This is a genomic window from Streptomyces sp. NPDC004111 (assembly GCF_042874215.1).
Classification (GTDB): Bacteria; Actinomycetota; Actinomycetes; order Streptomycetales; family Streptomycetaceae; genus Streptomyces.
Window position 1 is genome coordinate 199,945 of the sequence record NZ_JBIAMU010000015.1, and the last position, 9,307, is coordinate 209,251.

Sequence of the window (9,307 nt, forward strand, 5' to 3'; positions counted from 1 at the left end):
ACCGGACTGCCGCAGCCACTGACCTCGCGAGTCGGCGCCCCCGGGGCCACCGGCCTCGGCAGAGCGCAACCCTCGGGAGGCCACCGGCCTCCGCAGGTCACTCGGAGACGAGCTCCACCTGGATCTCCACCTCGACCGGGGCGTCCAGCGGCAGCACGGCGACGCCGACGGCGCTGCGGGCGTGCACGCCCTTGTCGCCCAGGACCTCGCCGAGCAGCTCGCTCGTACCGTTGATCACGGCGGGCTGGCCGGTGAAGTCGTGGGCCGAGGCGACGAAGCCGACGACCTTCACGACGCGCGCGATGCGGTCCAGGTCACCGGCGACGGACTTCACGGCGGCCAGGGCGTTCAGCGCGCAGATCCGCGCGAGTTCCTTGGCCTCCTCGGGGGTGACCTCGGCGCCGACCTTGCCGGTGACCGGAAGCTGTCCGTCCACCATCGGCAGCTGGCCCGCGGTGAACACGTACACCCCGGACTGCACAGCCGGCTGGTAGGCGGCCAGCGGCGGAACCACTGCGGGCAGGGTCAGGCCGAGCGAGGCGAGCTTCTCCTCGACGGCGCTCATGCGGCCTTCTCCCGCTTGAGGTAGGCCACCAGCTGCTCGGGGTTGTTCGGTCCCGGCACGACCTGGACGAGCTCCCAGCCGTCCTCGCCCCAGGTGTCCAGGATCTGCTTCGTCGCGTGGACGAGGAGGGGGACGGTCGCGTATTCCCACTTTTTGCTCATGCGGGCGACTCTAGCCGGTGAGTATGCGTGGGAAGGACGGCCTCCTGATTGGCTCGCGGGACGACTGGTTAGGCTCGGATACGTGAGCAGGCTCCAGGTCGTCAGTGGCAAGGGCGGTACCGGCAAGACCACGGTAGCCGCGGCACTCGCGCTCGCCCTCGCCACCGAGGGCAAACGCACCCTCCTGGTGGAGGTCGAGGGCAGACAGGGCATCGCGCAGCTCTTCGAGACGGAAGCCCTTCCGTACGAGGAGCGCAAGATCGCTGTCGCGTCGGGCGGCGGGGAGGTGTACGCCCTCGCGATCGACGCCGAACGCGCGCTGCTGGACTACCTCCAGATGTTCTACAAACTGGGGAGCGCCGGGCGGGCGCTGAAGAAGCTCGGTGCGATCGACTTCGCGACGACCATCGCGCCGGGACTGCGGGACGTCCTGCTGACCGGCAAGGCCTGCGAGGCGGTCCGCCGCCGGGACAGGAAGAACGCGTACGTCTACGACTACGTGGTGATGGACGCCCCGCCCACCGGCCGGATCACCAAGTTCCTGAACGTGAACGACGAGGTCGCGGGCCTGGCCAAGTTCGGGCCGATACACAACCAGGCGCAGGCCGTGATGCGGGTGCTCAAGTCTCCGGAGACGGCCGTGCACTTCGTGACGCTGCTGGAGGAGATGCCGGTCCAGGAGACCGCCGACGGCATCGCCGAGCTGCGGGCCGCCGAGCTGCCCGTCGGCAACGTCATCGTGAACATGGTCCGCCCGCACCTGGTGGACGAGGACGCCCTGCGGACGGCGGCGGGCGAGCAGCGTGCGGACGTGGCGCGGGCGCTGTCCCGAGCGGGACTCGGCGGCGCCCGCCGCGGTGGGCTCGCCGAGCGCCTGGTGGACCCGCTGCTGGAGCAGGCGGCGGAGCACGCCCAGCGGGTCGAGCTGGAGCGGGAGCAGCGGGCCGCACTGGCCGGGATCGGGCTTCCGACCTACGAGCTCCCGCTGCTGGGCGAGGGACTGGACCTGGCCGGCCTCTACCGGCTGGCGCGGACACTCCGCACCGACCTCGGTGCGGACCGGGCGCAGGGAGCGGCATGAGCATGGACTCGTCACCGGCACCGGACCGGACGGCAGCGTCGGCGACCGCACGCCCCCGAGCGGGCGCGCCACGGCCGGCAACGGCACCGGCGCCGACGGCCCCGACGGCGGACGTGGCGGCCGGGCTGGACGTCTCGCCGCTGCTGGACGTCGACCCGCTGCTGGACGACCCCGCGACCCGCATCATCGTGTGCTGCGGGTCCGGCGGCGTCGGCAAGACGACGACGGCGGCGGCCCTGGGGGTGCGGGCGGCTGAGCGCGGGAGGCGGACGGTGGTGCTGACCATCGACCCGGCGCGCAGGCTCGCCCAGTCGATGGGCATCGACTCGCTCGACAACGTGCCGCGCCGGGTGAAGGGCATCGACGACACGGCGGGCGGTGAGCTGCACGCCATGATGCTCGACATGAAGCGGACCTTCGACGAGATCGTCGAGGCGCACGCGGACGCGGACCGGGCCCGCGCCATTCTGGACAACCCCTTCTACCAGTCCCTGTCGGCCGGGTTCGCCGGTACGCAGGAGTACATGGCGATGGAGAAGCTGGGCCAGCTCCGCGCGGGCGACGAGTGGGACCTGATCGTCGTGGACACCCCGCCGAGCCGCTCTGCACTCGACTTCCTCGACGCGCCCAAGCGGCTCGGTTCCTTCCTGGACGGGAAGTTCATCCGGGTGCTGATGGCGCCGGCGAAGGTGGGCGGCCGGGCCGGGATGAAGTTCCTCAACGTCGGCATGTCGATGATGACGGGCACGCTCAGCAAGCTGATGGGCGGTCAACTGCTGCGCGACGTGCAGACGTTCGTGGCGGCGATGGACACGATGTTCGGCGGGTTCCGCACCCGGGCGGACGCGACGTACCGGTTGCTCCAGGCACCCGGTACGGCGTTCCTGGTGGTCGCCGCCCCGGAGCGGGACGCGCTGCGCGAGGCGGCGTACTTCGTCGAGCGGCTCGCGGCGGAGGAGATGCCGCTGGCCGGTCTCGTACTGAACCGGGTGCACGGCAGCGGTGCCCCGCAGCTGTCGGCCGAGCGGGCACTCGCCGCCGCGGAAAATCTTGAAGAGGGCGGCATTGTGGATCAACGGGACGGGAATGCTGGACTTCGTGGCTCCACGGCCACTCCTCCCGAGCACTCCGCGGACTCCCCCGCGGGCACGACGCCGACCGTGGCCCACCACACCATCGAGGACGATGCCCAGGACGCCGAAGATGCCGACGACAGCGCCAGGGGCAGCACCGATGACGCCGACGTCAACACCACGGACGAGGCCGACGGCACCACCGACGGCGGCGTCGCGCACCTGACCGCGGGTCTGCTGCGGCTGCATGCCGAACGCATGCAGGTGCTCGCGCGTGAACAGCGAACGCGCGACCGCTTCACCGCGCTCCACCCCGAGGTGGCAGTGACCGAGGTCGCCGCCCTGCCCGGGGACGTACACGATCTGGCCGGTCTGCGGGCCATCGGCGAGCAGCTGGCGACCGGCCAGGCATCCCCGCCCGGACCGTCACCCGCCACGCCGCCGCCCTCGGCCTAGCCGACGACGGTTCGTGCACTCGCGCCCGGCACCGCACTCGCGGGGCCGGCCGCCACGTATGGTCCAGGCCGTCACGTTCGGCCTAGCCCACTGCGGCGTACGTCTCCTCGTAGACCTCGTCGTCCTCAAGCACCGCGGGCAGGATGCCCGCACCGCGCTCGTACTCCGTACGCGCGGTCTCCAGGAGCCTGCGCCACGAGGTGACCGTCGGACGCCTGCGCAGCAGTGCGCGGCGCTCCCGCTCCGTCATGCCACCCCACACGCCGAACTCGACGCGGTTGTCCAGCGCGTCCGCCAGGCACTCGGTCCGCACCGGACATCCGGTGCACACCGCCTTTGCCCGGTTCTGCGCCGCTCCTTGTACGAACAGTTCATCCGGATCGGTAGTGCGGCAGGCTGCCTGCGCACTCCAGTCGGTTACCCAGCCCATCCCGGCGCCGTCCTCTCCCGAATCGAGGCTCCCCCACGGCGGCAGCGGCATATTCACCGCTGCCAGTTGAGGACGTTACGGAAGGTGGGCACACCGCAACACCCCCTTCGGGCCCAATCTTGAATGGCCCGAACGGACTATGCGTATGCGGCAGATCACCCAGGGGAGTGAGCTGGGGACATGCGTCATCTACCCGACGAATCGGGACAGTTCAGCTGGATCGCGGTGGACTCGGGACCGACCGCGGGGTCACTCGGACGAGTTCCGCGGCGCCGATGCGGAACGGTTCTGCCGTGACAGCCGAGAGCAGCTTAGGCCAGAGCCTTTACATGTGTCCGGCGAATGAGAACGTAGGCTGCTTCCCATGGCAAAGAAGCGCTCGGGCGGGGGTCTCACGGGGACCCAGCAGGCCGCCAAATTCCTCGGTGTCAGCGTGCTCTCCGGAGCCGTGCTGGCAGGTATCGCCCTGCCCGCCGCCGGCGCGCTCGGCCTCGCGGCCAAGGGCACGGTCGAGGGATTCGACACCATCCCCGCGAACCTCAAGCGCCCCCCGCTGAGCCAGCGCACCACCATCCTGGACAGCCAGGGCGGCAAGATCGCCGACGTCTACTCCCGCAACCGTACGGTGGTCGAGCTCAAGGACATCTCGCCGTACATGCAGAAGGCGATCGTCGCGATCGAGGACAACCGCTACTACGAGCACGGCGCGGTCGACATGAAGGGCATCCTGCGCGCCCTCAACCGCAACGTGCAGTCGGGCGGCACGGCGCAGGGCGCCTCCACCCTGACCCAGCAGTACGTGAAGAACGTCTTCGTCGAGGAGGCCGGTGACGACCCCGACAAGGTCGCCCAGGCCACCCAGCAGACCCTCGGCCGCAAGATCCGCGAGCTGAAGTACGCGATCCAGGTCGAGAAGGAACTCGGCAAGAAGCGGATCCTGGAGAACTACCTCAACATCACCTTCTTCGGGCAGCAGAGCTACGGGGTCGAGGCCGCGTCGCAGCGCTACTTCAGCAAGCACGCCAAGGACCTCAAGCTCGAAGAGGCCGCGATGCTGGCCGGCCTCGTCCAGTCGCCGACCCGGTACGACCCGGTCAACGACTCCGCCGAGGCCACCAAGCGCCGCAACGTCGTGCTCCAGCGGATGGCGGACATCCGGGCCATCTCGCCCGCCGAGGCGGCCCGCGCCAAGGCCCAGCCGCTGAAGCTCAAGGTCAACAAGGCGAAGAACGGCTGCATCACCGCCGTCAGCGGCGCCGGGTTCTTCTGCGACTACGTCCGCGAGGTGTTCCTCAACGACCCGGTCTTCGGCAAGTCCCGCGAGGACCGCGCCAAGGTCTGGAACCAGGGCGGTCTCACCATCCGCACCACCCTGGACCCCAAGGCCCAGCGCTCCACGCAGGCCTCGATCAAGGACCACGTCTACAAGAGCGACAAGGTCGCCACGGCCGTCACCCTGGTCGAGCCCGGCACCGGCAAGATCCTCGCGATGGGCCAGTCCAAGCCGTACGGCTTCGGCACCAACGAGACCCAGATCAACTACTCGGTCAACAAGAAGATGGGCGGCTCGAACTTCGGCTTCCCGACCGGTTCGACCTTCAAGCCGTTCCTGGCCGCCGCCGCGCTGGAGCAGGGCAAGCCGCCGACGCAGGTCTACTCCTCGCCGTACCAGATGCCGTACCCCGAGCGGGTCACGACGTGCAGCGGAAAGCCGTGGGTCAACAACGGCGGCTACAAGCTGGAGAACGAGGACGAGAGCGAGGTCGGCCCGTACCCGCTCCGGGAGGCGATGAACAAGTCGGTCAACACCTACTTCGTCCAGATGCTCCAGGACATCGGGATGTGCCCGGTCTCGCAGCTCAGCGACAAGATCGGCCTGGTGCAGGGCGACGGCACGAAGATCCCCGAGGTCCCGTCCTCGCTGACCCTCGGCTCGACCGGTATCTCGCCGCTGACGATGGCCAGCGCGTACGCGACCTTCGCCAACCGGGGCACGTACTGCACGCCGGTCGCCATCGAGGCCATCACCGGCCCCGGCGGCAAGGCGCTCCCGGTGCCGAAGACCTCCTGCTCGCTGGCGATGGCCGAGCAGACCGCGGACACCATCAACACCCTGCTGCGCGGAGTGGTCGACTCCGGTACGGGTAAGCAGGCCGGGCTCCAGAACGGCCGGGACAACGCGGGCAAGACCGGTACGACAGACGCCCGCCGCAACGCCTGGTTCGTCGGCTACACCCCGAACCTGTCCGGCGCCGTCTGGGTCGGCAGCGCGTCGCAGCAGGTCAAGATGGAGAACCTCACCATCGGCGGCGAGTACCAGGAGAAGGTGTACGGCGGTCAGGTGCCGGGTCCGATCTGGAAGGACGCGATGACCGGCGCCCTGGAGAGCAAGGACTCGCCGAAGTTCAACACCGTCGACATCCCCGAGCCCGACAAGAACAAGGACAAGGACAAGGGCAAGAACCGGCCGGGCGGCGGCGACAACAAGCCCCCGAACACCGACCCCGGTCAGGACGCCGGCGGCCGCCCCGGAGGCAACAACGGCGGCGGTAACAACGGCGGCGGCAATGACGGTGGCGGTAACAACGGCGGCGGGGACGGCGGCTGGCCCGACATCCTCGGCGGCAACTGGCCGTAAGCCAGACCGGCACTCGCTCACCCGCTCACCCGCTCACGGAAGAGGGGCTCCACCCGATCACGGGTGGAGCCCCTCTTCGCAGATCCGGAACCCTCTCCTCGGATCCGCAGTGGCTCGGAGCAGATCCGGGGTTCCCGGGCCGCTTCCTCAGCCGGCCAGCAGCCGCTTCACCGAGGCGGCCACCCGGCCGCCCTCGGCGCGGCCCGCGACCTTCGGGTTGACGATCTTCATGACCGCGCCCATCGCGCGCGGACCCTCGGCGCCGCCCGCCTTCGCCTCGGCGACGGCCTGCTCGACGATCGCGTTCAGCTCGTCGTCGGTCAGCTGCTGCGGCAGGTACGTGGCGAGGATCTCGCCCTCCGCCCGCTCCCGCTCCGCCTGCTCGGTCCGGCCGCCCTTGGCGAAGGCGTCCGCCGCCTCGCGGCGCTTCTTGGCTTCCTTGGCGATCACCTTCTCCACCTCGGCGTCGGTCAGTTCGCGGGCCTCCTTGCCGGAGACCTCCTCGACCTGGATCGCGGCGAGAGTGAGCCGGAGCGTGGAGGAGCGGAGTTCGTCACGCGCGCGGATGGCGTCGGTGAGTTCGTCCTTCAGCTGGGACTTGAGCGTGGTCATGACGTAAGTGTGGCAGGTCGTACGGCCCCGGCGCCCGCCCATTTCCTCGGCGGCACGGGGCTCCGTGACGGTCTGCGACGATGGAGGCATGCGCGCACGTTACGGAGTACCCCTGGGAATCACGGCTGTTGGAGCGGCCGGCATCGCCTACGCAGCGGGGTTCGAGGCCCGCTCCTTCCGGCTCCGACGAGTGACGGTCCCCGTTCTGCCACCGGGTGCGAAGCCCCTGCGTGTGCTCCAGGTCTCCGACATCCACATGGTGAGCGGCCAGCGCAAGAAGAAGCGCTGGCTCCAGTCGCTGGCCGGCCTGCGCCCCGACTTCGTGGTCAACACGGGCGACAACCTCTCCGACACGGAGGGCGTGCCCGAGGTCCTGGACGCCCTCGGCCCCCTCATGCAGTTCCCGGGCGTGTACGTCTTCGGCTCCAACGACTACTACGGACCGATGCTGCGCAACCCCGGCCGCTACCTGATCGAAAAGGTCAAGGGCAAGCACGGCCTGAACGGCAACGCGCCCATCACCGGTGCCGTGCACAACCCCTGGGAGGACCTCCGTGACGGCTTCGACGCCGCCGGCTGGGTCAACCTCACCAACACCCGGGGCCGCCTCAAGCTCCCCACCGCCGACGGTTTCGACCTTGCCTTCACCGGCCTGGACGACCCGCACATCAAGCGCGACCGCTACTCCGCCGTGGCGGGCGGCCCGGACACCTCCGCCGACTTCTCGATCGGCGTCGTGCACGCCCCGTACCTCCGGACGCTGGACGCCTTCACGGCCGACGGCTACCCGCTGATCCTGGCCGGCCACACCCACGGCGGCCAGCTGTGCATCCCCTTCTACGGCGCCCTGGTCACCAACTGCGACCTGGACACCGACCGGGTGAAGGGCCTCTCCACCCACGAGGCCGAAGGCAACCGCGCCAACCTGCACGTCTCGGCCGGCTGCGGCACCAACCGCTACACCCCGGTCCGCTTCGCCTGCCCCCCGGAGGCGACGCTGCTGACACTGACGGAACGGGAGCGCTAGCGGGGAGGGGTGGGTACCGGGGCCACGTCGTCCCGCTCGCACCGCCACTCACCCTCCGACCGGGCACTCACACCCCGCAAGCCCCCCACTTCCCCCCACTCCCCTCCGCGCGCCCTCCGGCCCGCTCGCCCGTACCGTGGGGATCATGATCGCCCCGATCCCCACGGGCGTGCCCGCTTCCGCCGCAGGTCCGGCCCGCCGCCGCCCGTACGCCGCGCTCTTCCGCGCGCTCCTGTGTCTGACCGCGGTCACCGGCGTCGCGATCGACATGACCGTCGGCGACCCGCTCCGGGTCGCGATCTACTTCACGATCCAGTCGAACGTGCTGCTGGCCGTGGTGGCCGGCTGGTCGGCGGTCCGCGCCTGGCAGGGCCGCGCGCCCCTCTCACCGCGCCTGACCGGTGGAGCACTGCTCTTCATCGCGATCACCGGTCTCGTCTACCACCTGATCCTGGCCAACGCCTCCAGCGGCTTCTCCATGACCGACGACCCCGACCACGCCATCACCGGCTGGCGCGCGGTCTCCAACCAGCTCCTGCACACGGTCACGCCCCTCGGAGCGGTCCTGGACTGGCTGCTCCTCACCGCCCCCGGCAGCCTCCTCTTCCGCTACGCCGCCCAGTGGCTCCTCTACCCCGCCGCGTACTTCGTCTTCGCCCTGACCCGCGGCGCGGCCCTCCCCCCGGACGCGGAGGCCCGCTACCCGTACCCCTTCCTGGACGTCACCCAGCACGGCTACGCGGGCATCGCCACGAACGCCCTGTTCCTGGGCCTGGCCTTCTACGCCCTGGCACTGGCCCTGGTCGCCCTGGACCGCGTACGCCCCGACCTGCGAGGCCCCAAAAACCGGATTTCGCCTCAGCGCGCGGGTGGGCTAAAGTAATCGATGTCGCCACGGCAACGCGGTGGACATCGGGGTGTAGCGCAGCTTGGCAGCGCGCTTCGTTCGGGACGAAGAGGTCGTGGGTTCAAATCCCGCCACCCCGACAGCTGAAACACCAGATCAGGCCTGGTCTTCCTATTCGGAAGACCAGGCCTGATCTGCGTTGTGCGGACGCTCGGGAGTGAGCGGGGAGTGGATCAAGGAATCCACAACCCCGGAGAGCGACGCGGGAATTGCGGTGCGGGCAGCACCGGCACCCCCGGGCGCCGCGACCACCAGTCACAAGCGGACCCGCATACACGCGTCGGGGGGGGGGGGGGGGGGGGCGGGCGAGCGGGGGGGGCGGGGGCGGGGCCCGGGGGGGGGTTTGATCCGCACCAC

Annotated in this window: 9 protein-coding genes and 1 tRNA gene; 6 read left to right on the forward strand and 4 right to left on the reverse strand. The window is 70.1% G+C overall.

Features of this window, described 5'->3' with window-relative positions:
• Positions 1–97 precede the first annotated feature (97 nt).
• Positions 98–565 carry a RidA family protein gene (locus tag ACFYVL_RS28130; RefSeq protein ID WP_389249604.1) on the reverse strand — a complete coding sequence of 156 codons (468 nt, stop codon included), beginning with the start codon at positions 563–565 and terminating at the stop codon, positions 98–100.
• Entirely contained in the window at positions 562–726 is a 165-nt protein-coding gene (locus tag ACFYVL_RS28135; protein ID WP_389249606.1) for a DUF4177 domain-containing protein, read from the reverse strand. Before ACFYVL_RS28135 ends, ACFYVL_RS28130 begins: the two co-directional genes overlap by 4 nt.
• 64 nt (positions 727–790) lie before the next feature.
• On the opposite strand from ACFYVL_RS28135, the gene ACFYVL_RS28140 reads away from it, so the two are divergent.
• On the forward strand, positions 791–1,807 hold the full coding sequence (locus ACFYVL_RS28140; RefSeq protein WP_389249787.1) for an ArsA family ATPase: 1,017 nt from the start codon (positions 791–793) through the stop codon (positions 1,805–1,807).
• Complete coding sequence (locus ACFYVL_RS28145; protein ID WP_389249608.1) at positions 1,804–3,336, forward strand: ArsA family ATPase; 1,533 nt, start codon at positions 1,804–1,806, stop codon at positions 3,334–3,336. Before ACFYVL_RS28140 ends, ACFYVL_RS28145 begins: the two co-directional genes overlap by 4 nt.
• Before the next feature lie 82 nt (positions 3,337–3,418).
• Here the strand turns inward: ACFYVL_RS28145 and ACFYVL_RS28150 are convergent, their stop codons facing one another.
• Positions 3,419–3,766 (reverse strand): WhiB family transcriptional regulator, encoded by a 348-nt coding sequence (locus ACFYVL_RS28150; protein ID WP_389249610.1) that lies wholly within the window; start codon positions 3,764–3,766, stop codon positions 3,419–3,421.
• Positions 3,767–4,130: 364 nt separating this feature from the next.
• On the opposite strand from ACFYVL_RS28150, the gene ACFYVL_RS28155 reads away from it, so the two are divergent.
• The gene (locus ACFYVL_RS28155; protein ID WP_389249612.1) at positions 4,131–6,404 is read left to right on the forward strand and encodes a transglycosylase domain-containing protein; all 2,274 of its coding nucleotides are present in this window, start codon (positions 4,131–4,133) and stop codon (positions 6,402–6,404) included.
• A gap of 147 nt (positions 6,405–6,551) precedes the next feature.
• Here ACFYVL_RS28155 and ACFYVL_RS28160 read toward each other — a convergent pair whose 3' ends face one another.
• A complete protein-coding gene (locus ACFYVL_RS28160; RefSeq protein WP_389249614.1) occupies positions 6,552–7,016 on the reverse strand; it encodes a GatB/YqeY domain-containing protein in 465 nt (154 codons plus the stop codon).
• A gap of 88 nt (positions 7,017–7,104) precedes the next feature.
• Between ACFYVL_RS28160 and ACFYVL_RS28165 the strand changes: the two genes are divergently transcribed.
• The 3 genes from ACFYVL_RS28165 (at position 7,105) to ACFYVL_RS28175 (ending at position 9,030) form a co-directional block, all read left to right on the forward strand.
• On the forward strand, positions 7,105–8,043 hold the full coding sequence (locus ACFYVL_RS28165) for a metallophosphoesterase (protein WP_389249616.1): 939 nt from the start codon (positions 7,105–7,107) through the stop codon (positions 8,041–8,043).
• Between the two features lie 145 nt (positions 8,044–8,188).
• Entirely contained in the window at positions 8,189–8,926 is a 738-nt protein-coding gene (locus tag ACFYVL_RS28170) for a Pr6Pr family membrane protein (protein WP_389249618.1), read from the forward strand.
• Between the two features lie 30 nt (positions 8,927–8,956).
• Positions 8,957–9,030 (forward strand) — tRNA-Pro (locus ACFYVL_RS28175).
• The last annotated feature ends 277 nt before the right edge of the window (positions 9,031–9,307 follow it).